Origin of the sequence: Streptomyces sp. NPDC046862 (assembly GCF_040704615.1) — a bacterium.
Taxonomy (GTDB): domain Bacteria; phylum Actinomycetota; class Actinomycetes; order Streptomycetales; family Streptomycetaceae; genus Streptomyces.
Map to the genome: position 1 here is coordinate 173630 of NZ_JBEYXP010000011.1, position 20225 is coordinate 193854.

At 72.0% G+C, this 20225-nt stretch carries 16 protein-coding genes and 1 pseudogene; 4 read left to right on the forward strand and 13 right to left on the reverse strand.

Translation table 11 applies throughout. The features are described from left to right. Window positions 1-413: 413 nt before the first annotated feature. Entirely contained in the window at window positions 414-2465 is a 2052-nt protein-coding gene (locus AB0959_RS14965; RefSeq protein WP_366826818.1) for a phosphocholine-specific phospholipase C, read from the forward strand. 106 nt (window positions 2466-2571) lie between these two features. Continuing rightward, a pseudogene (locus tag AB0959_RS14970) lies at window positions 2572-3234 on the forward strand (phospholipid scramblase-related protein); the annotation flags it as partial. Between the two features lie 104 nt (window positions 3235-3338). Here AB0959_RS14970 and AB0959_RS14975 read toward each other — a convergent pair. After that, window positions 3339-4331 (reverse strand): hypothetical protein, encoded by a 993-nt coding sequence (locus tag AB0959_RS14975; protein WP_366826819.1) that lies wholly within the window; start codon window positions 4329-4331, stop codon window positions 3339-3341. Next, window positions 4328-5155: a phosphatase PAP2 family protein gene (locus AB0959_RS14980; protein WP_366826820.1), complete on the reverse strand. Its 828-nt coding sequence runs from the start codon at window positions 5153-5155 to the stop codon at window positions 4328-4330. The genes AB0959_RS14975 and AB0959_RS14980 overlap by 4 nt, the downstream gene beginning before the upstream one ends. A 224-nt stretch (window positions 5156-5379) precedes the next feature. On the opposite strand from AB0959_RS14980, the gene AB0959_RS14985 reads away from it, so the two are divergent. Continuing rightward, window positions 5380-6048 (forward strand): TetR/AcrR family transcriptional regulator, encoded by a 669-nt coding sequence (locus AB0959_RS14985; RefSeq protein ID WP_366826821.1) that lies wholly within the window; start codon window positions 5380-5382, stop codon window positions 6046-6048. Between the two features lie 142 nt (window positions 6049-6190). Here the strand turns inward: AB0959_RS14985 and AB0959_RS14990 are convergent, their stop codons facing one another. From AB0959_RS14990 to AB0959_RS15000, 3 genes are all read right to left on the reverse strand, one after another. Then, on the reverse strand, window positions 6191-7210 hold the full coding sequence (locus AB0959_RS14990) for a DUF2510 domain-containing protein (protein ID WP_366826822.1): 1020 nt from the start codon (window positions 7208-7210) through the stop codon (window positions 6191-6193). A 63-nt stretch (window positions 7211-7273) separates the two neighbouring features. Then, a complete protein-coding gene (locus tag AB0959_RS14995) occupies window positions 7274-8446 on the reverse strand; it encodes an anhydro-N-acetylmuramic acid kinase (protein ID WP_366826823.1) in 1173 nt (390 codons plus the stop codon). Between the two features lie 38 nt (window positions 8447-8484). Then, entirely contained in the window at window positions 8485-9780 is a 1296-nt protein-coding gene (locus tag AB0959_RS15000) for an MFS transporter (RefSeq protein ID WP_366826824.1), read from the reverse strand. A 260-nt stretch (window positions 9781-10040) separates the two neighbouring features. On the opposite strand from AB0959_RS15000, the gene AB0959_RS15005 reads away from it, so the two are divergent. Then, window positions 10041-12725 carry an AAA family ATPase gene (locus tag AB0959_RS15005; RefSeq protein ID WP_366826825.1) on the forward strand — a complete coding sequence of 895 codons (2685 nt, stop codon included), beginning with the start codon at window positions 10041-10043 and terminating at the stop codon, window positions 12723-12725. Window positions 12726-12755: 30 nt separating this feature from the next. On the opposite strand, the gene AB0959_RS15010 is transcribed toward AB0959_RS15005, so the two are convergent. From AB0959_RS15010 to AB0959_RS15045, 8 genes are all read right to left on the reverse strand, one after another. Further along, window positions 12756-13547 carry an SDR family NAD(P)-dependent oxidoreductase gene (locus AB0959_RS15010; protein ID WP_366826826.1) on the reverse strand — a complete coding sequence of 264 codons (792 nt, stop codon included), beginning with the start codon at window positions 13545-13547 and terminating at the stop codon, window positions 12756-12758. Between the two features lie 106 nt (window positions 13548-13653). Further along, the gene (gene pcaD / locus AB0959_RS15015; RefSeq protein ID WP_366826871.1) at window positions 13654-14814 is read right to left on the reverse strand and encodes a 3-oxoadipate enol-lactonase; all 1161 of its coding nucleotides are present in this window, start codon (window positions 14812-14814) and stop codon (window positions 13654-13656) included. A 2-nt stretch (window positions 14815-14816) separates the two neighbouring features. After that, complete coding sequence (gene pcaB, locus AB0959_RS15020) at window positions 14817-16166, reverse strand: 3-carboxy-cis,cis-muconate cycloisomerase (RefSeq protein WP_366826827.1); 1350 nt, start codon at window positions 16164-16166, stop codon at window positions 14817-14819. Further along, window positions 16163-16768, reverse strand: coding sequence for a protocatechuate 3,4-dioxygenase subunit alpha (pcaG, locus tag AB0959_RS15025; protein WP_366826828.1), 606 nt, complete (start codon window positions 16766-16768; stop codon window positions 16163-16165). The genes pcaB and pcaG overlap by 4 nt, the downstream gene beginning before the upstream one ends. Window positions 16769-16774: 6 nt before the next feature. Further along, window positions 16775-17548: a protocatechuate 3,4-dioxygenase subunit beta gene (pcaH, locus tag AB0959_RS15030; RefSeq protein WP_366826829.1), complete on the reverse strand. Its 774-nt coding sequence runs from the start codon at window positions 17546-17548 to the stop codon at window positions 16775-16777. An 18-nt stretch (window positions 17549-17566) separates the two neighbouring features. Continuing rightward, window positions 17567-18769: a thiolase family protein gene (locus tag AB0959_RS15035; RefSeq protein WP_366826872.1), complete on the reverse strand. Its 1203-nt coding sequence runs from the start codon at window positions 18767-18769 to the stop codon at window positions 17567-17569. 8 nt (window positions 18770-18777) lie between these two features. Further along, entirely contained in the window at window positions 18778-19422 is a 645-nt protein-coding gene (locus AB0959_RS15040; RefSeq protein ID WP_366826830.1) for a CoA transferase subunit B, read from the reverse strand. Next, window positions 19422-20204, reverse strand: coding sequence for a CoA transferase subunit A (locus AB0959_RS15045; protein ID WP_366826831.1), 783 nt, complete (start codon window positions 20202-20204; stop codon window positions 19422-19424). The genes AB0959_RS15040 and AB0959_RS15045 overlap by 1 nt, the downstream gene beginning before the upstream one ends. Window positions 20205-20225: the final 21 nt, after the last annotated feature.

Below are 20225 nucleotides of genomic sequence, written 5' to 3' on the forward strand. Positions count from 1 at the left end.
GGGCGATGTCGGCGACGGTGACCTTGGCTGGAGGTGTCTGTCCGGCTGCGGGTTTGTTGTGGCTGGTCGGCCAACCGCGACGGACTCGCGGTCGTCGGCCGGCGGTCGCTGGTCGGCAGCCGGCAGCCGGCAGACAGCGGTCGACGGCTGGCGGTCACCATGCGGCCAGCGGCCAGCGGCCAGCGGCCAGCAGCCAGCGGCCAGCAGCCGGCCGTCGGTGGTCAACGGACAGCGACCTGGTGCCGCAAAGCCCGGTCGGTCGGCACACTCGCCGCACGGTGCTGTTCGCATCCCGGACGACCAACCGTCACGCGCGCGCCACGGGCCCTTCCCCCACGTTCGCTGCGCTTGGCACACTCCCTGCGCGCAGGTCACATCCATCGCACCACGTCAGGACAAGAGGTCATCCGCCCATGCCTGAAGTCAACCGGCGCCGATTCCTCCAACTCACGGGCGCCACCACGGCGTTCACCGCGCTGTCCAACAGCATCGAGCAGGCCGCGGCACTGCCCGCGCACCACCGGTCCGGCACCATCGAGGACGTCGAGCACATCGTCGTCCTGATGCAGGAGAACCGGTCCTTCGACCACTACTTCGGTTCCCTCAGAGGCGTCCGCGGGTTCGGCGACCCGCGGCCCGTGACGCTGCGGAACGGCAAGTCGGTCTGGCACCAGTCGGACGGCACCAAGGACGTGCTGCCCTTCCGCCCCGACGCCGACGACCTGGGCCTGCAGTTCATCCAGGACCTCCCGCACGGCTGGAACGACGGCCACCAGGCCTTCGACCAGGGCCGGTACGACCAGTGGGTGCCCGCCAAGTCGGCCACGACGATGGCGTACCTGACCCGCGAGGACATCCCGTTCCACTACGCGCTCGCCGACTCGTTCACGATCTGCGACGCCTACCACTGCTCGTTCATCGGCTCCACCGACCCCAACCGCTACTACATGTGGACGGGTTACACGGGCAACGACGGCACCGGCGGCGGCCCCGTCCTCGGCAACGACGAGGTCGGATACGGCTGGACCACGTACCCCGAGCGTCTCGAGAAGGCCGGGATCTCCTGGAAGATCTACCAGGACGTCGGCGACGGCCTGGACGCGAACGGCTCCTGGGGCTGGATCCAGGACGCCTACCGCGGCAACTACGGCGACAACTCGCTGCTGTACTTCAACCAGTACCGCGACGCCAAGCCCGGCGACCCCCTCTACGACAAGGCCCGCACGGGCACCGACGCCCGCAAGGGCGAGGGGTACTTCGACCAGCTCAAGGCCGACATCAAGAACGGCACCCTGCCGCAGATCTCCTGGATCGTCGCCCCCGAGGCCTTCACCGAGCACCCCAACTGGCCCGCGAACTACGGCGCCTGGTACGTCGCCCAGGTCCTCGACGCGCTGACCTCGAACCCCGAGGTCTGGGGGAAGACGGCGCTGTTCATCACGTACGACGAGAACGACGGCTTCTTCGACCACCTCCTCCCGCCGTTCCCGCCGGGGTCCGCCGGCCAGGGCCGGTCCACGGTCGACGTCGGTCCCGACCTCTTCAAGGGTGACAACGGCCACGTGGCCGGACCGTACGGGCTCGGCCAGCGCGTGCCGATGCTCGTCGTCTCCCCGTGGAGCAAGGGCGGTTACGTCTGCTCCGAGACCCTCGACCACACCTCGATCATCCGGTTCATGGAGCGCCGGTTCGGTGTGCACGAGCCGAACATCTCGCCCTGGCGGCGCGCGGTCTGCGGTGACCTGACGGCCGCGTTCGACTTCTCCCGCGAGGACACCCGGCCGGTCGCGCTGCCCGGCACCGACGGGTACGAGCCGCCGGACAGGGACCGCCACCCCGACTACGTGCCGACCCCGCCCGCCAACCCGGTCCTGCCCAGGCAGGAGCACGGCCTGCGGCTCGCCCGGCCGCTCAAGTACGCGCCGTACGTGGACGGTTCGGTGGACGCGGCGAGCGGGAAGCTCACCCTGACCTTCGCCTCCGGGCCCAAGGCGGGCGCAGGCTTCCTCGTCACCTCCGGCAACCGCACCGACGGCCCGTGGACCTACACGACCGAGGCGGGCAAGAGGATCTCGGACACCTGGAACACGACCGCCTCGAACGGCTCGTACGACCTGACCGTGCACGGCCCGAACGGCTTCCTGCGCGTCTTCAAGGGCCCGGGCAAGGCGGCCGGTCCCGAGGTGACCGCCCGGCACGTCGGCGACGACGTCGAGCTGACCCTCACCAACACGGGCTCCCGCACGGCGAATCTGACGCTCACCGACGGATACGGCGGCCGGCCCCGCACGTTCCGGGTGAGGGCGGGGGCCACCGTGAAGCACACGGTGGACCTGAGCCGCGGCAAGCGCTGGTACGACCTGACCGTCGTCTCCGACGCCGACGCCGGCTTCCTGCGCCGGTTCGCGGGCCACGTCGAGAACGGACGGGCAGGTGTGAGCGACCCGGCGATCGTCACGATTTAGGAAAAGCCGTGAAACCTGCGGAGAAAAGCGGGGTCGGTTCTCGGCCACCTCACGGTAGGGTGCCGCGGTGACCACAGAATCGAACATTTCTGCAGGTGGATCGGCTGATCCGCGCGTGCAGCGACAGGTGCAGCAGCAGGCCGGGGTCGCCCCTGGCGGCCCCGGCGGCGGCACCCTCTTCACCGAGCCCGTCCTGGTGGTGAACCAGAAGGCCAAGCTGATCGAGCTGACCAATGAGTACAAGGTCATGGACCAGCAGGGCAACCAGCTCGGATCGGTCGTCCAGGTCGGGCAGAGCGCGCTCAAGAAGATCCTGCGCTTCGTCGCCAGCCTCGACCAGTACATGACGCACAAGCTGGAGATCCGCGACGCGCACGGACAGCCGCAGCTGCTGCTCACGCGACCCCGGAAGATATTCAAGTCCCGGGTGATCGTGCAGCGTCCCGACGGCAGTCCCGTCGGCGAGATCGTCCAGCAGAACATGATCGGGAAGATCAACTTCGCGATCAACGCGGGCGGTCAGCAGGTCGGTGCCGTCAAGGCGGAGAACTGGCGCGCCTGGAACTTCGCGATCGTCGACCACGCGGGCAACGAGGTCGCCCGGATCACCAAGACCTGGGAGGGCCTCGCCAAGACGATGTTCACGACCGCGGACAACTACGTCCTGCAGATCCACTACCAGTTGCCCGAACCGCTGCTCAGCCTCGTCGTCGCGACGGCGCTGACCGTGGACACGGCACTGAAGCAGGACGCGCGCGGGATCGGCTGAACCCGTTTCTGAACCCGTTTCGGGCAAGGGGTGGGTGGCACGCACGGCGCGTGCCACCCACCCCTTGTTCGTGGGGGAGTTCGTGCGGGATCACTTCGTGGGGATCACAGGGGAGTCAGGTGCCCGGGCGAGGGCGAGGGCGGGGCGGACCGGCGGGACACCAGGGAGGGCTCGTACGGCGCCTGTCCGGGCTCCAGTGCCAGGACCGCCGCCACCGGATGGTCGTCGTCCGGGACGAGGAGATCGGCCGGATGCGGTGCGGGGTCCGTCCGGTGCGGTTGGGGCGTCGCCCGCGACAGCAGCACCACGCCCCAGGAGGCCAGCGCCGCTCCCGCCAGGGCAAGAGGTACGCCCGCGAGGCCGGAGCGCACCTGCTCGCCCAGCAGGGACAGGCCGATCACCGAGGCGGCGACCGGATTGGCCAGGGTCACCACGGCGAGCGGGGCACCGAGACCGCCCTTGTAGGCGGTCTGGGAGAGCAGCAGTCCGCCCGTGGCGAAGGCCGCGACCAGCAGGGCCACCCCGATCACCTGGACACTGAGCAGTGAGCCCGAGCGGTCCGTCGCGGCGACCGTCACGGTCTGCGTGAGCGCCGACGCGACGCCCGAGGCGAAGCCGGACGCGGTCGCGTGCCGCAGTCCGGGCCGCGCGCCCCGCCGGGCCAGCATGCCGATCAGGGCTGCCGTCACCCCGGAGACCGCGAGGGCCTCCGGGAGGCTCAGTACGTCGTCGGGCGCGGGGCCGGACGCGGCGACCAGGATCGCGGCGAGCCCGGCGAGCGTGAACGCCGTGCCCCGCCACTCCACCGCGCTGACCCGCCGCCCGGCCATCCGCGCGCCCAGCGGCACGGCGGCCACCAGGGTGAGCGCGCCGAGCGGCTGCACCACGGTCAGCGGACCGTACTTGAGGGCCACCACGTGCAGCAGCGCCGCGGACCCGTTCAGCAGGACGGAGCCCCACCAGGCGCCGCTGGCCAGCAGTCGGCCCACGCCCGCGTCGCCGCTCCGGGACGCGAGCCGCTCCTGGGCGACGGCCGCGGCGGCGTACGCGACGGCCGAGAACAGGGAGAGGGCGACGGCGACGAGGGTGGCGTTCATCGGCCCGCTCCCACCAGGACGGGCTCATCGGCCCTGACGAGCTCCGGGGCGCGCCCGGCGGTGGTCGCCGTGCGGTGTGGCAGGTGGATCGCCGCGAGGGCGAGGCCGAGCAGCGCGGCGGCGCCGATCGCGTCGAGCCAGTAGTGGTTCGCCGTGCCGACGATCACCAGCAGGGTCACCAGCGGGTGCAGCAGCCACAGCCACCGCCAGCGGGACCGGGTGGCGGCGATCAGCCCGATCGCGACCATGAGCGCCCAGCCGAAGTGCAGCGACGGCATCGCCGCGAACTGGTTCGCCAGCGAGTCGGTCGCCGGGGTCGCCGCGTAGACCGAGGGCCCGTACACCTGGGCCGTGTCGACGAGGCCCGTGCCGTCGAGCATGCGCGGCGGAGCCAGCGGGAACGCCAGGTGCAGCAGCAGGGCGGCGGCCGTGACGGCGGCCAGGACCCGGCGGGCCCACACGTAGTGCGTCGGCCGTCGCAGATAGAGCCAGACCAGGAAGGCCGCGGTGGCGGGGAAGTGGACGATCGCGTAGTAGCTGTTCGCCAGCTGGGCGAGCCCGTCGCCGTGCAGGAGCACGGACTGCACGGTGGCCTCGTCGGGCAGGCGCAGGGCCCGCTCCCAGTCCCACACGTGGTGGGCGTTGCGGAAGGCCTCGCCGGTGTGGCCGTTCGCCAGCAGCCGGCCGAACTTGTAGACGAGGAAGAGTCCCGCGACGAGCAGGAGCTCGCGGACGAGGGGCGGCCGCGCGGCGCCGTCGGGCGCCGCCCGGCGCCGTATGGCCGCGTCGGACTCGGATCCTGCAGGCTCGGTTCGGGCTGTCATCCCCCGGCCCCTTTGCTGACGACTGCTGACGACGTACGGAATCACCGATACGCGAACGTACCGATACGGTGGTGTACCGATACGCCACTGTACCGATACGAAGGCGTTTCGGTACAGTGGCGTATCGCTATACACTGTGTGAGACAGCCCACCGATCAAGACGGCGGATCACGGCCGAGAGTTGACAGGCCTCGATCCGAGAAGTGCGGGAAGAGGGAGAGTCCATGACGTCGCAGGCAGCGGACGGGCCGGAGACGGTCGCAGCCTCGCGCCGCTCCAAGATCACGCCCGAGCGTGAGCGGGAGTTCTTCGACGCCGTGCTCGAACAGATCCGGGAGTGCGGCTACGACGCGGTGAGCATGGAGGGCGTCGCGGCGAGCACGCGGTGCAGCAAGTCCACGCTGTACCGGCAGTGGAAGACGAAGCCGCAGTTCGTGGCGGCGGCACTCCGGGCCAGCCGCTGCCCGCGGTTCGCCGACATCGACACCGGCTCGCTCGCCGGGGACCTGCGCGAGGTGGCGGCACGGGCCGGGGCCGACTGGTTCGGCCGCGACGCCCGGCTGCTCCACGGGCTCGCCCACGCCATCACGCAGGACACGGACCTGCAGCGGGCGATGCGTGACGCGTTCGTCGAGCCGGAGATCGCCGGTCTGCGGAAGCTCCTCGACCGCGCGGTCGCCCGGGGTGAGATCGCCGCGGACAACCCCGCGACGGAGTACGTGCCCGCCCAGATCCTCGGTGTGCTGCGGGCCCGCCCGCTCCTGGAGGGCCGGGACGCCGACGAGGCGTATCTGGCCCGCTTCGTGGAGGCGGCCGTCCTCCCGGCGCTCGGGCTGGGTGAGGGGCGGCCGGGGGCCACGACCTTAGAACGCGGGCCGACGTCCGGCGGATGACCGGGCGCCGGCCCGTGCCGCGCCGCACCGTGGGGACGGGGACGGCGCGCATCACCGGCCGGGTGGGGTTCCTCTGGAGCGGAGGGGGACTCCACCCGGCCGACTCGTTCGCGGGCGGTGTGCGTTCTCGGGCCCTGGACGTTCAGACGTTCTGCCCGTTTCCGCCCCCCGACATCTCCTTGATGCCCTTGGTGATCTCGTCGATGACGGACTGCTTGGGCGCCTTGGAGCCGACGTCGATGCCGAAGCGGATCACGACGAGCCGGTCGGGGTCGGCGGGTGCCGGGAACGCGAGCGACTCCACGTAACCGTCGGCGCCCTCGCTCGTGACGACCTTCCAGCGGACCATGTAGCCCTTCTCGCCGGCCACGGTCACGGCCTTGGAGCCCAGCTCGTCGTGCGAGGTGATCTTCCCGTACGTGGTGCCGCCGTAGGCCTCCTCGGCGTTCTTCTCGATGTCCGCCTTCGCGGCGGCCTCGGCCGTGGTGGCGTTGAGCTTCAGCACCTCGGCGGGCGCCGAGTACGCGCCGCCGCGTGTGCACGTCTCGGAGGGGTTGCCGGGGCACTTGTACGAGTCCTTGCTCGTGACCTGTACGCCCACGGCGAGCGACTGGGCGGTCCAGTCGTCGGGCACCGGGATGCCGATGCCGTTGACCGGGTCGACGGCGTATCCGTCCACGATCCGCGGCTTCGCGGACTCGCCGGGCGCCGGAGTCTGACCATCGGAACCGCCGGAGCCGCCCGAGCCGCCGGAACCTCCGCCGGGGCCGCCCTGGCCTCCGCTCTGTCCACCGCCGGGGCCGCCCTGGCCGTTCTGTCCGCCCGGGCCCTGTGAACTGGCTGCCGAATCCCGCCCGCCGTCCTTGGTGAGGGCGTACACGCCGACGCCGATGCTCGCCAGGACGGCTGCGGCCACGGCTACGGCGATGCCGGTGCGCAGGCCGCGTCGTGGGGGTGCGGGTGGGTGCGCCGGGTACGGGCCCATGGTGGCGGGGTATGCCGCCGCGGGCGGTGACTGCGTCGGGGGACCCCATGTGGCGGCCGGTTCCGCGGGGCGGATCCGGTCCGTCCATGCCTTGCCGTCCCACCAGCGTTCGGTGGCGGGGCCGTCATTTGTCTGCCCGGGGTCGGGGTACCAGCCGGGGGGAGTCTCCTGGGTCATGGGGTCACGGTATGAGGTGAGGGTGAAAGACGGATGAGAGGGGGTTCTTCGCCCCCGCCGCCCCTACCCGTCCACCCCACCCTCCTCAAACACCAACCGCTCCGGCCCTCGCTCAACACGCCCCACCGACGGCAACCCACCCCACCCCGGCGTCACCGACCCCAACACGCTCGCCCGTCGCGCCCCGGTGCCAACCGGACACGTGCCCGGCAGTCCGTGCGCGGTCAGGAACCCCAGCACACCGAACGCGTACGCCTCCTTGGCGGCAGGAGGCACCCCCAGCGCGTCGGAGGTACGCACCGGCACACCACCCGACTCGGCCCGCAGCATGCCCATCAGCACCGGGTTACACGTGCCGCCACCCGAGACGATCACCTCTGTGCCCCCCACCAACCGCACGGCGTCGGCGATCGTCCGCGCCGACAGCCGGGTGAGCGTCGCGACGACGTCCTGAGGGGGCAGCCCGGGGAAACCGGCGAGCGCGTCGAGCAGATAGCCCACGTGGAAGAGCTCCTTGCCCGTCGTCTTGGGCGCGGGCAACGCGTAGTACGGCTCGTCGAGGAGCCGGTCCAGTAACGCCTCGTGCACGGTCCCGCCCGCGGCGAGCGCACCGTCCACGTCGTACGGCAGCCGCCCACCGCTGAAGTGAAGGACCGCCGCGTCGACGAGGGCGCCCGCCGGACCGGTGTCGAAGGCCGTGCCGTCCGGCGTGGTGAGGTTGGCGATGCCGCCGAGGTTCAGCGCGACCGGGGTACCCGGGCGCCCCCGCAGCCACAACACGTCGAACAGGCTCACCAGCGGCGCCCCCTGACCGCCCGCGGCGATGTCGCGCGGCCGGAAGTCGGAGACCACGGGAAGCCCCGTCGCCTCCGCGATCCAGGCGGGCTGCCCGATCTGGAGCGTGCCGCGCACGGTGCCCTGCTCGGCCCAGTGGTACACGGTCTGCCCGTGCGAGGCGACCAACTCGGCCCGCCCGTCGCAGAACCGGTCGTTCGCGTGGAGCGCGGCCGCGGCGAAGGCCTGCCCGATCCGTGTGTCCAGACGGCACACGGCGGCCATGCTGGTGGTCGCCGGAGGGAGCGCCGCGGCGAGAGCCTGTCGCAGCGCGTCGTCGTACGGTTCGCTGACGAAGCCGAGCGGCTTCAGCGTGAGGGTGCCCCCGTCGAGGCTCAGGTCCGCCGCCGCCGCGTCGATCGCGTCGTACGACGTCCCTGACATCAGCCCGATCACCCGCATTACTCAATTCCCCCTAGTATCAGTACATTTAGTAATGATCAGTACTTGTTAGTACCCTTGTTCGTCACCAGAAGCGTCAACGCGCTCACCGCGCACGTCACCGCCGCGTAGTACCCCGGAATGTCCACGTTCCCCGTGCGCTCGATCGTCTTGGTGATGACGAGCCCGGCGCAGCCCGAGAACACGGCGTTGGACAGGGCGTAGGCGAGTCCCAGGCCGGTGTAGCGGACGTTCGTCGGGAAGAGCTCGGAGAGCATCGCCGGGCCGGGGCCCGCCATCAGGCCCACCACCGCTCCCGCCACGAACACGGCCACGCCCTTCACGACGTTCGAAGTCCCCGTGCTCTGAAGGAGGTTGAGGAGCGGCAGCGCCAGCGCGGTCACCAGCAGCGCGCCCGCCAGCATCACCGGCCGCCGCCCGAACCGGTCGCTGAGCCACCCGGCGGGGACGATCGTGGCCGCGAAACCGAGGTTCGCCAGCACCGTGGCCACGAGGGCCTGCTGGAACGTCGCGTTCAGGCTGCTCTGCAGATACGAGGGCAGCACCACCAGGAAGGTGTAACCGGCCGCCGCCCAGCCCATGACGCGTCCGGCGCCGAGCGCGACGGACCGCGCGACCTCCCGCGGCGGCGGACGCCCGGCCTCCCGCTCCTGACGGAACGCCGGCGTCTCGTCCAGCCGCAGGCGGAGCCACAGCGCGGCCAGGCCGAGGGGCAGCGTCAACAGGAACGGCAGGCGCCAGCCCCAGGAGTTCAGGTCCCGCGGATCAAGCACCGTGGCCAGCAGGGCGGCCACCCCGGCCCCGCCCAGCAGCCCCAGGGCCACCGTGAACGACTGCCACGACCCGTACAGCCCCCGCTTCCCCGGTGGCGCGAACTCCGTCATCACCGACACCGCGCCCCCGAACTCCCCGCCCGCGGACAGCCCTTGGAGCACCCGCAGGAAGGTCAGCAGCCACGGGGCGAGGGCGCCCGCCGTGGCGTACGTGGGCAGCAAGCCGATCAGCGTCGTCGCCCCCGTCATCAGCAGGACGACCGTGATGAGCACCGGGCGGCGCCCGATCCGGTCCCCGAGACGGCCGAACAGCGCCGCGCCCACCGGCCGGAAGAAGAACGCGAGCGCGAACGAGGCGTACGTCTTCACCAGGCCCTCGATCTCGCTGCCGCCCTCCGGAGTGAAGAAGCGGGCCGCGATGATCGTGGCGAAGTAGCCGTAGACGCCGAACTCGTACCACTCGATGAAGTTGCCCACCGATCCCGCGAACAGCGCCCTGCGGGACTGTGCGGGCCGGACGGCCGTCTGCTGGTCCGGGCCGTGCTCAGGGGCGGCCGTCATGCCGGCTCCTTCCGGGGCGTGGGACCGAACGATGTTGGAAAATTAGTTTCAGCAAAGCCCTTCTTGACTGTCAATTAGTTTCACCGGTGCTGGTGAAAGGTGAGGTGAAGGGGGCGTCGCGTCGACCTCGCGCACCCGGTGTCACTCGTGTCAGCACCTCGTGCCCGGACCGCCCTCCCCACGGCTCCCGGACGACTACCCTCGATCCCCGTACGTCGTTTGGGTGACCTGTCGTGTGGGCGACCTGGGGAGGGACCGGGATGACGGAGGATCGGCCGGGAGCGGCCGCCGCCTCGGCCTCCCTGTGGGAGCGCGAAGCGGAACTCGACGCCATCAAGGAGGCGATCGACGACCTGCGCGAGGACCGCGCCTCCCGGGGCAGCCTCCTCGTGTTCACGGGCGAGGCGGGCATCGGCAAGACCGCGCTCCTCGCCGAGGCACGTCGCCTCGCGGAGGAACGCGGCTGCGCGGTCTGGTCGGCGCGCGGCGGCGAGACCGTCACCTCCGTCCCCTTCAACGTCGTACGGCAGCTGATGCAACCCGTGTTCCTGTCCCTGATGCCGGACGAGGCCCGGGAGTACCTGGGCGACTGGTACGACGTCGCCGGCCCCGCGCTCGGCATAGCGGCCCCCGGAGACCGGCTCGCCGATCCGCAGGGGGTGTGCGACGGTCTGATCGCGGCCGTCAGCCGGCTCGCCCGGCGCGACTGGCCCCTGGTCCTGCTGATCGACGACGCGCACTGGGCCGACCAGGAGACCCTGCACTGGCTGGCCGCGTTGGCGGAGCGCCTCGGCGAGCTGTCCGTCCTCGTCGTGGTCGCCCGCCGCCCGGCCGACGTCACCGGGGAGCGCGCCTGCCTCCTGGACGAGGTCGCCGCCACGGCCCGCCCCACCGCCCCGCTGAGCGCACTGACCCCCGAGGCGACCGCCGGGCTCACCCGCGCCACGGTCGGCGAACACGCCGACGCGCCCTTCTGCCGCGAGGCGTGGGCGGTCACCGGCGGCAACCCGTACGAGACCGTGGAACTCCTCGCCAAGGTCCAGGACAGCCAGCTGGAACCGGTCGAGTCGTCGGCCGCCGAACTGCGCGCCCTGAACCGCTCGGCCCGCGGCCGCGGCCTGGTCGCCCGCCTCGAAGGGCTCGGACTCGACGCCACCCGCTTCGCGTGGGCCGCCGCCGTCCTCGGCACCGGCATCACCGTGGAGCTCGTCGCCACGCTCGCCACCATGCGCCCCGAGGAAGCCGTGCGCTGCGCCCGGCTGCTCGGCGCGGCCCGCATCCTCACCGAGACCGACCGGACGACCCGTCAGGTGGGCGACGGAGAGCTGGAGTTCGTGCACCCGCTGATCGCCACCGCCGTGTACCAATCGATCCCGCCCGCCATGCGCACCGCCCTGCACGGCGTCGCCGCCGAGGCCGTCACCGCCTCCGGGCTCGGAGCCGCCGCGGCCTCGCGCCACCTGCTCAAGGTGCACCCGGACGACGACCCCGAGCTGGTCGAGCAGTTGCGCGAGGCGGCGCGCGAGCACCTCGCCATCGGAGCACCCGACGCGGCCCGCCGCTGCCTGGAGCGCGCCCTGCTGGAACCGCCCGAGCCCGGCGTCCACGCGGAGGTGCTCTACGAGCTGGGCTGCGCCACGCTGCTGACCTCACCGGCCACCACCATCGACTACCTCCAGTCGGCCCTCGCGATGCCCGGCCTCGACGGGGACACCCGCGTGGACGCCGTGGTCCGCCTCTCCCAGGCACTCCTCCACAACGACCAGCTTCAGGACGCCGTCCGCACCGTCGACACGGAGGCCGCCCGGCTCGGCCCCGGCCCGGGCCGGCTGCGGCTCAAGGCCGTGCACTACATGTGGCAGGGACTCCACCCGGGCGAGGAGCACTTACCGGGGCGCTCCGAGGGGCTCGCCGCCCTCGCGGCCACCTGCACGGGCCGGGACAACTCGGAGCGCGTGCTGCTCATCCTCCGCGGCTTCGACCTGATGACACGCGGCGACAACGCCGAGGAGGTCGTCGAGTACTGCGACCGCGCACTCGTCGACGGCGGCCTCGCGCCCGGACTCGGCTGGACGGACACCGAGTGGGGCATCGAACCACTGCTGATGCTGGCGAGCGCGTACGCCTACGCCGACCGGCTCGACCAGGCGGAGACCCTGTACGCACAGGCCCTGCGCGCCTACGAGTCCGCCGGCTGGAGCGGCGGCCACCTCGCCCTGGCCCACGCCTACGTCGGCCTCGGACACCGCAGGAGGGGCCGCCTGAAGGACGCGGAGGCCTCCCTGCGGGAGTCGCTGCGCATCGCCGAACGGGTCGGCCGCGGGCTGCCGCTGTACTGGACGACGACCTGCAACCTCGTCGACACCCTGCTCGCCCGCGGCCACGTCGACGAGGCCTGGGAGATCGCGGAGCGGTACGGCTTCGCCCCGCCGTACCCCTCCACCATCGTCCTGCCCGACTCCCGCTCCCTCCGCGGCCGGCTGCTGCTCGCCACCGGCCGCAGGGACGAGGGCGTCAACGAACTCCAGGCCGCGGAGAAGGCCGCCGCGGCCCGCGGCCACCACAACCCCGTGGCGGCGCCCTGGGGCGGCGACCTCGCACGCGCCCTCGCCCACGAGGACCCGCGCCGCGCGGCCGAACTCGCGCTCGCCGTCCGCCGCCAGGCCGAACGCTTCGGCACCGACACGGCCATAGGAGAGGCACTCCGCCTCGCCGCGTCACTGGAGACCGGCCGACGCGCCACCGCCCTGTACGCCCGGGCCGTCGCCTGCCTGGAGGGCTCCCCCTGCGCCTACGAACACGCCGTGGCGCGCGTGGAGTACGGCATCGCCGGCCGCTCCACGACGGAACTCCACAAGGGCCTTGACCTGGCGCGTGACTGCGGCGCGGACGGCCTGGTGGCCCAGGCGCAGCGGGCGCTGGACGAAGGACGGGGACTGCGGTAGCGGGACGACGGCCACCGCGCCGCTCCCGCCCTAGAGGGCGAGCAACTGCTCCGTGGTCGCCTCCAGGCGCTTCGCCACCTCACGGTCGTACGCCTGCTCGTGCGCCCGGGACGGCGACGTGCCGTCGAAGTAGCCCCCCGACCCCACGTCCCCGGTGATCAGCGCGAGCACGGCCTCCGCTCCCTCGGCGACCGTGGACCACGGGGAGACACCGGCCTCGCGGACCATGGTGGTGTTCATGAAGGTGGCCGGATGCAGCACGTTCACCGACACACCGGTGCCCGCCAGCTGACCGGCCAGCGTGAACGTGTGGGCGGCGAGCGCGAACTTGGCGCGGCAGTACGCCGACATGCCGTTGTAGCCACGGGTGAACTCGGGATCACCGAAGTCGAGGGGCTCCTCACCGGCGGAGCCGACGTTCACGACACGGGAGGGCGCGTTCGCACGGAGAGCGGGCAGCAGGGCACGGGTGAGGGCCACCGGCGCCAGGTAGTTCACGGCCAGCCGCAGTTCGTGGCCGTCGCCGCTCAGCTCCCGGGCCGCGTCGCGCGGGCCGCTGCCCACCCCTGCGTTGTTGACGAGCACGTCGAGCCCGGGATGCTCGGCGGCGACCCGGGCGCCCAGGTCACGGACCTGCGCCAGGGAGGCCAGATCGGCGACGTACGCGTACGCCTCGCCCTCGGTGCGCAGCTCCTCGGCGACCCGCTCCGCACGGCCGGGATCACGGCCGTGGGCGAGGACGACGTGCCCCGCCCGGGCCAGCTCCAGGGCGACGTGGCGGCCGAGTCCGGAGGTGGCGCCGGTGATCAGAACAGTGGACATGCCTCCACCGTAGGCAGACGGGGAGGCAGGGGCGAGGCACGGAAGAGGTGCTGTTGGAGCTACGACCCGCAGGGTCACCCTGCGGGGAAGGGGACCTGGGTGCGGTTCAGGCCCGGGGGCCGTCCCCCTCCGCCGGACCCCCCTCCGCCGTACCCTCCTTCGCAGGGTCCTCCTCCGCGAGCACCCGCTGGGCCGTCGCGAACGCCGAGTTCGCCGCCGGGACACCGCAGTACACGGCCGTCTGCAGCAGCACCGCCCCGATCTCCTCCGGGGTGAGCCCGTTGCGCCGCGCCGCGCGCACGTGCATCGCCAGCTCGTCGTAGTGGCCGTGTGCCACCAGCGCGGTCAGCGTGATCATGCTGCGTTCGCGGCGCGTGAGCGTCGGGTCCGTCCAGATCTCGCCCCAGGCGTAGCGGGAGATGAAGTCCTGGAAGCGGGCGGTGAACGGGGTCTGCCGGGACTGGGCGCGGTCCACGTGCGCGTCGCCGAGGACCTCGCGGCGCACCTCCATGCCGCGCTTCGCGCCTCCCAGGAGATGGGACCGCAGCGCGGTCAGGACCGCCTCGGGGCACTGTGCGGGCGCCAGGTGCGAGGCGCCGGGCAGCTCGACGAGGGCCGCGCCCGGTACCGAGTCCGCGATCTGGCGCAGATGCGCGGGCGGTGTCGCCGGGTCCTGGCGTCCCGCGACGAGCAGGGTGGGCGCGCTGATCTCCGCGAGCCGGTCCCGCAGGTCGAACGCGGCCAGCGCGTCACAGCAGGCGGCGTACGCCTCCGGGTCCGCGTTCCGGTGGTCGGCCACCAACTCGGGCACGGTGAAACCGGGCGTGAACCAGCGGGAGTCCGCCGACTCCGCGAGCTGCGCGAGGCCCTCACGGCGGACCAGCGCGGCCCGCTCCTCCCACGGCTTGGAGCCGCCGAAGTGGGCCGAGGAACAGATCACGGCGAGCGCCGACACCCGCTGAGGGTGGTGGACCGCCAGATGCAGTCCCACCGCGCCGCCGAGCGACACACCCGCGTAGGCGAACCGCTCGACGCCGAGGGAGTCGGCCAGCGCCAGCACCAGGCCGGCCAGGTCGGCGACGGTGGCCCCCGGCCCGATGAGGTCCGCGGGTGAGCCTCCGTGACCCGGCAGGTCCCAGCGCACCACCCGGTGCGTGACGGACAGTTCGGGCGCCACTTTGTCCCACAGCGTGGTGGACGTGCCGAGCGAGGGACCCAGCAGCAGTGGGGGAGCGGTGGTGGGTCCCTCGGCGCAGTGGTTGAGCATGGTCAACGTCGCTCCAGAGCACGGTCGGTGAGGGCTCCGGCGGAGCCGGTGTAACGGGTGGGGTCGGTGAGCTCGGCGAGGTCGAGGCCCTTCAACTCGGGCTCTTCGGCGAGGAGTTCGGCCAGTGGTCGGCCCTCGGAGTAGGTGCGCTTCGCGGTCTCGGTCAGCAGCTCCTTGGCACGGGCCCGCCCCAGCACGGGCGCGAGCTCGGCGGCCAGCCGCTCGGAGACGATCAGCCCGTGGGTGAGGTCGAGGTGTCGTCGCATGGTGTCGGTATGCACGCGGAGTCCCTCCGTCAACTCCACGGCGTCCCCAGCCGCGCCCGCGACCAGCCGCAGCAGATCCCGCAGCGGCTCCCACTCGGCGTGCCAGGCCCCGGCGGGTCGCTCGTCCTCGGCGGACAGCGAGCCGTACAGCGTGGCCGCGAGGTGCGGGGCGCGCCGGGCGGCCGCGGCGATCAGCGTGGACCGAACGGGATTCGCCTTGTGCGGCATGGCGGACGAACCCCCGCCGCTGCCCTCGGAGACCTCCGCGATCTCCGTGCGGGCGAGGGTGAGCACGTCGACGGCCATCTTGCCGAGGGCGCCCACGGCGAAGGCGAGGGCGCCGGCGAGGTCCGCGACGGGGGTGCGCAGGGTGTGCCAGGGCATCAGCGGCTCGGCCAGCCCGAGTTCGCGAGCGTACGCGGCGATCAGCGTCCGTGCGTCCGAGGCGCCGAACACGCCGAAAGCGGCCAACGTGCCCGCTGCCCCGCCCAGTTGGGCGGGAAGACCGTCCCGTACGGTCCTGAGGCGATCCCTGGCGTCCAGCACCAGCGATCGCCACCCCGCCGCCTTCAGCCCGAACGTCGTCGGCACCGCGTGCTGGGTGAGTGTCCGCCCGGGCATGACCGCGTCACGGTGTTCGGCGGCCAGACGGGCGAGTGCCCGCTGAGCCCGTTCCAGGTTCGCCAGCACCGGATCCAGCGTCCGCACGGCGATCAGCATCGCCGCCGTGTCCATGATGTCCTGGCTGGTCGCGCCCCGGTGGACGTACGGCCCGTACTCCGCGCCGACCGCCTTCGTCAGATCGGCGACGAGAGGGATGACCGGGTTCCCGCCGGCGCGCGCACGGCCCGCGATGTCCCGGAGGTCGAAGCCCTCGGGCACGGCCGCCGCGCTCACCGCCGTCACCGCCCCCTCCGGAGCGAGCCCCAGCGAGGCCTGGGCGCGGGTCAGCGCCACCTCCGCGTCGAGCAGCGCCCGCAGATACGCGGCGTCGCTCGTCGCGAAGGAGCCTGCCGACCCCGGGGTGAGCAGGCCGGCATCCGAACCGGCGAAGCCGTCGAGGCGGTCGGGACCCGCGGAAGTCACTGGAACTCCAGGAAGACCGTCTCGCCCTCTCCCTGAAGGCGGATGTCGAAACGGTACGCGCCGTGCCCCTCGTCCCCGGCGATCAACGTGCCGCGCCGCTTCTCGTCGAGCCGGGTGAGCAGCGGGTCGGTGGTGTGCGCGGCCTCGTCGCCCGGCAGATAGATCCGGGTGAACAGGTGCACGAGCAGCCCGCGCGCGAACACGCAGGCACTGATGTACGGGGCACTCCGCCCGCGCGCGCCCGGCCGCAGGGTCCGCGCGTACCAGTGACCGTTGGCATCCGTCTGGACGCGGCCCCAGCCGGTGAACTCCACGCCGTTGCGGCCCAGATGGTCACCGGACGCCGGATCACGCCGCATCGAGCCGTCGGTCGTGGACACGTTGCCGTCGGGATCCGCCCCCCACAGCTCCACGAACGCGTCGGGCAGTGGCTTGCCCTCGCCGTCGAGGACGTACCCGTGGACGGTGATCGTGTCCGGGTGCCCGAGGGGCGCGATGTCCTCGCCACCGCGGAAGGGCAGCGCGTAACCGTAGAAGGGGCCCACCGTGTGCGACGGGGTCGGCAGCACGTTCTCCGGGCTGCTCGTGTCGATCTTCGTCATGGCAGGTCAGCGCCCTTCTTCGATCCAGGTGGCGTTCGGGCCGTCGAGCACGATGTCCCAGTGGTAGCCCATCGAGAACTCCGGCACGGACAGGCTGTGGTCGTAGGTCGCGACCAGGCGCTGCCGCGCCGCGTCGTCCGTCACCGACTGGATGATCGGGTCGTACGGGAACAGCGGGTCGCTCGGGAAGTACATCTGCGTCACCAGCCGCTGCGTGAACGCCGTCCCGAACATCGAGAAGTGGATGTGGGCCGGCCGCCAGGCGTTGACGTGGTTGCGCCAGGGGTAGGGGCCCGGCTGGACGGTCGTGAAGTGGTACTGCCCGTCGGCATCGGTGATCGTGCGGCCGACGCCGGTGAAGTTCGGGTCCAGCGGTGCGTCGTGCTGCTCGCGCTGGTGCGCGTACCGGCCCGCCGAGTTCGCCTGCCAGATCTCTACGAGCTGCCCGCGGACCGGACGCCCGTCACGGTCCAGCAGCCGCCCGGAGACGGTGATGCGCTCGCCGATCGGCTCGCCGTTGTGCTGGCGGGTGAGGTCGTTGTCGATCTCGGTGATGTCCCGCTCCCCGAAGGCAGGGGAGGACAGCTCCACCAGCTCCGGGTCCTTGGTGACGTCGATGGTGATCGGCGGCTGCTTCGGGTGACGGAGGACCGAGGAACGGTACGGCGCGTAGTCGCGGCGCGGCTGGTGCTCGACGGGGGCACCGTCGGCGACCCGCTTCTCGTACGCGGCGTGCTCGGCCGCGATTTCCTGGTCGATGTCGTGCTGTGTGAGAGTCATGGGGCTTCCCGGGGGTTCCTAGCGTTCGAGGACGAGTGCGAGGCCCTGGCCCACGCCGATGCAGAGGGTGGCGACGCCGGTACCGGAGCCGCGGCGGGCCAGCTGGTGGGCGACGGTGCCGGCGAGCCGGGCACCTGAGCCGCCGAGGGGATGCCCCAGGGCGATGGCGCCGCCCTGGGGGTTGAGGATCGCCGGATCGAACTCGGGCCACTCGGCGACACACCCCAGCACCTGCGCGGCGAACGCCTCGTTCAGCTCCAGGACCGACAGATCGTCAAATCCCTTGCCCGCCTTGGCCAGAGCACGGTTGACGGCCTCGACCGGGGCGAGCCCGAAGTAGTGCGGGTCGACGGCGTTCACGCCCGTGGCCGAGATCCGGGCCAGCGGCTCGCGTCCTGTGGCCGCGAGACCCTCGTCGTCGACGAGGAGCAGAGCGGCGGCACCGTCGTTGAGGGGAGAGGCGTTGCCGGCGGTGACGGTGCCGTTCTCTCTACGGAAGGACGGCTTGAGCTTCGCCATCGCCTCCAGGGACGCGTCGGGCCGTACGCACTCGTCGGCGCCGAAGACCACCGGGTCGCCCTTGCGCCGCGGGATGGACACCGGCGCGAGCTCGGCGTCGAAGAGACCGTCGGCCTGCGCCTGGGCCGCCTTCCGGTGGCTGTGCAGCGCGAACTCGTCCTGCTGCTCACGGCTGATCTTGTGCTTGTCGGCGATCAACTCCGCGCTCTCACCGAGCGGGACGGTCCACTGCGGCTCCATCCTCGGGTTGACCATGCGCCAGCCCAGCGTGGTCGAGTACAGCTCGGTGTGCCCGGCCGGGAACGGCTTGTCGGACTTGGGCAGCACGTACGGCGCCCGGGTCATCGACTCGACGCCGCCCGCGACGGCGACGGAGGCGTCCCCGACGGCGATCGCGCGGGCCGCCTGGATGACGGCCTCCAGGCCGGAGGCGCACAGCCGGTTGACGGTCACGCCCGGCACGGAGGTGGGCAGTCCCGCGAGGAGCGCGGCCATACGGCCGACGTTGCGGTTCTCCTCACCCGCGCCGTTGGCGTTGCCGAAGTACACGTCCTCGATCAGCGCCGGGTCCAGATCGGGCGTACGGGCGAGGAGTTCACGGATGGCGTGGGCGCCGAGGTCGTCCGGACGCACGCTCGCCAGGCCTCCGTTGTAGCGGCCGATCGGCGTGCGTACGGCGTCGACGATGTAGACGTTCTTCACTGCGGGCTTCACTGGGGGCCCTCCGCGACGGTCAGTTTGGCGTCGGTCTTGGCGATGATCTCGTCGACCCCCACACCGGGCGCGGTCTCGACGAGCAGCAGGCCGTCCTCGGTGACGTCCAGGACGCCGAGGTCGGTGATGATCCGGTTCACGCACCCCTTGCCCGTGAGCGGCAGCGCGCACTGGCCGAGGACCTTGGGGGAGCCGTCCTTGGCGGTGTGGGTCATCACGACGATGACCGTGCGGGCGCCGTGGACCAGGTCCATCGCCCCTCCGATCCCGGTGATCATCTTGCCGGGTATGGCCCAGTTGGCCAGGTCACCGGTCTCGGACACCTGCATCGCGCCCAGCACGGCGACATCGATGTGCCCGCCCCGGATCATCGAGAAGGACAGCGCCGAGTCGAAGAAGGACGCCCCCGGCAGTACGGTGACGGTCTCCTTGCCCGCGTTGATCAGGTCGGGGTCGACCTGGTCCTCGGTGGGGTACGGGCCGGTGCCGAGGATGCCGTTCTCCGACTCCAGGATCACCTCGACGCCCTCGGGCAGGTAGTTCGGGATCAGCGTCGGCAGGCCGATGCCGAGATTGACGTACTGACCGTCCCGCAGCTCGCGCGCGGCCCGCGCCGCCATCTCTTCCCGCGTCCACGCCATTACTGGCTCACCGTCCCTCGTGCCGGAGGCGCGGAGATCGTGCGCCGTTCGATGCCCTTGTCGGCGGCCTGCTCCGGGGTGAGGGCCACCACCCGCTGTACGAAGATCCCCGGAAGGTGCACCGCGTCCGGGTCGATCCCGCCGGGCTCCACCAGCTCCTCCACCTCGGCGATCGTGATCCGGCCGGCCATGGCGGCGAGGGGGTTGAAGTTGCGGGAGGACTTGTTGAAGACCAGGTTGCCGTGGCGGTCGCCCCTCACCGCCCGCACCAGGGCGAAGTCGGTGCGGATCCCGTGCTCAAGAACGTAGTCCACGCCGTCGAACTCGCGCACCTCCTTCGGCGGCGATGCCAGCGCGATGCCGCCCTGGCCGTCGTAGCGCCACGGCAGCCCGCCGTCGGCGACCTGCGTGCCCACCCCGGCCGGCGTGTAGAACGCCGGAATCCCGGCGCCTCCCGCGCGCAGCCGCTCCGCCAGCGTGCCCTGCGGAATCATCTCCACTTCCAGCTCACCGGCCAGGTACTGCCGCGCGAACTCCTTGTTCGCCCCTATGTACGAGCCGGTCACCCGTGCGATCCGTCCCGCCGACAGCAGCACCGCCAGCCCGGACTCCATGGCCCCACAGTTGTTCGACACGACCGCGAGTCCGCCCACCCCGCGCTCGTACAACGCCTGGATCAGCACGTTCGGCACACCGCTCAGCCCGAACCCGCCCACCGCCAGCGACGCGCCCTCCGGCACATCGGCCACCGCCTCCAGGGCTGTGGCGACCACCTTGTCCATCCGTGAAGCCCCATCCGTCCG

Excerpts from the sequence above, each read along its gene's own strand:
- AB0959_RS15000 (WP_366826824.1), bottom strand. The coding sequence starts at position 9,780 with ATGACGGCCGCCCCTGAGCACGGCCCGGACCAGCAGACGGCCGTCCGG.
- AB0959_RS14995 (WP_366826823.1), bottom strand. The coding sequence starts at position 8,446 with ATGCGGGTGATCGGGCTGATGTCAGGGACGTCGTACGACGCGATCGAC.
- AB0959_RS15010 (WP_366826826.1), bottom strand. The coding sequence starts at position 13,547 with ATGTCCACTGTTCTGATCACCGGCGCCACCTCCGGACTCGGCCGCCAC.
- pcaH (WP_366826829.1), bottom strand. The coding sequence starts at position 17,548 with ATGACTCTCACACAGCACGACATCGACCAGGAAATCGCGGCCGAGCAC.
- AB0959_RS15040 (WP_366826830.1), bottom strand. The coding sequence starts at position 19,422 with ATGGCGTGGACGCGGGAAGAGATGGCGGCGCGGGCCGCGCGCGAGCTG.
- AB0959_RS15005 (WP_366826825.1), top strand. The coding sequence starts at position 10,041 with ATGACGGAGGATCGGCCGGGAGCGGCCGCCGCCTCGGCCTCCCTGTGG.
- AB0959_RS14990 (WP_366826822.1), bottom strand. The coding sequence starts at position 7,210 with ATGACCCAGGAGACTCCCCCCGGCTGGTACCCCGACCCCGGGCAGACA.
- AB0959_RS14965 (WP_366826818.1), top strand. The coding sequence starts at position 414 with ATGCCTGAAGTCAACCGGCGCCGATTCCTCCAACTCACGGGCGCCACC.
- AB0959_RS15045 (WP_366826831.1), bottom strand. The coding sequence starts at position 20,204 with ATGGACAAGGTGGTCGCCACAGCCCTGGAGGCGGTGGCCGATGTGCCG.
- AB0959_RS14985 (WP_366826821.1), top strand. The coding sequence starts at position 5,380 with ATGACGTCGCAGGCAGCGGACGGGCCGGAGACGGTCGCAGCCTCGCGC.
- pcaG (WP_366826828.1), bottom strand. The coding sequence starts at position 16,768 with ATGACGAAGATCGACACGAGCAGCCCGGAGAACGTGCTGCCGACCCCG.
- AB0959_RS14980 (WP_366826820.1), bottom strand. The coding sequence starts at position 5,155 with ATGACAGCCCGAACCGAGCCTGCAGGATCCGAGTCCGACGCGGCCATA.
- AB0959_RS14975 (WP_366826819.1), bottom strand. The coding sequence starts at position 4,331 with ATGAACGCCACCCTCGTCGCCGTCGCCCTCTCCCTGTTCTCGGCCGTC.
- pcaD (WP_366826871.1), bottom strand. The coding sequence starts at position 14,814 with ATGCTCAACCACTGCGCCGAGGGACCCACCACCGCTCCCCCACTGCTG.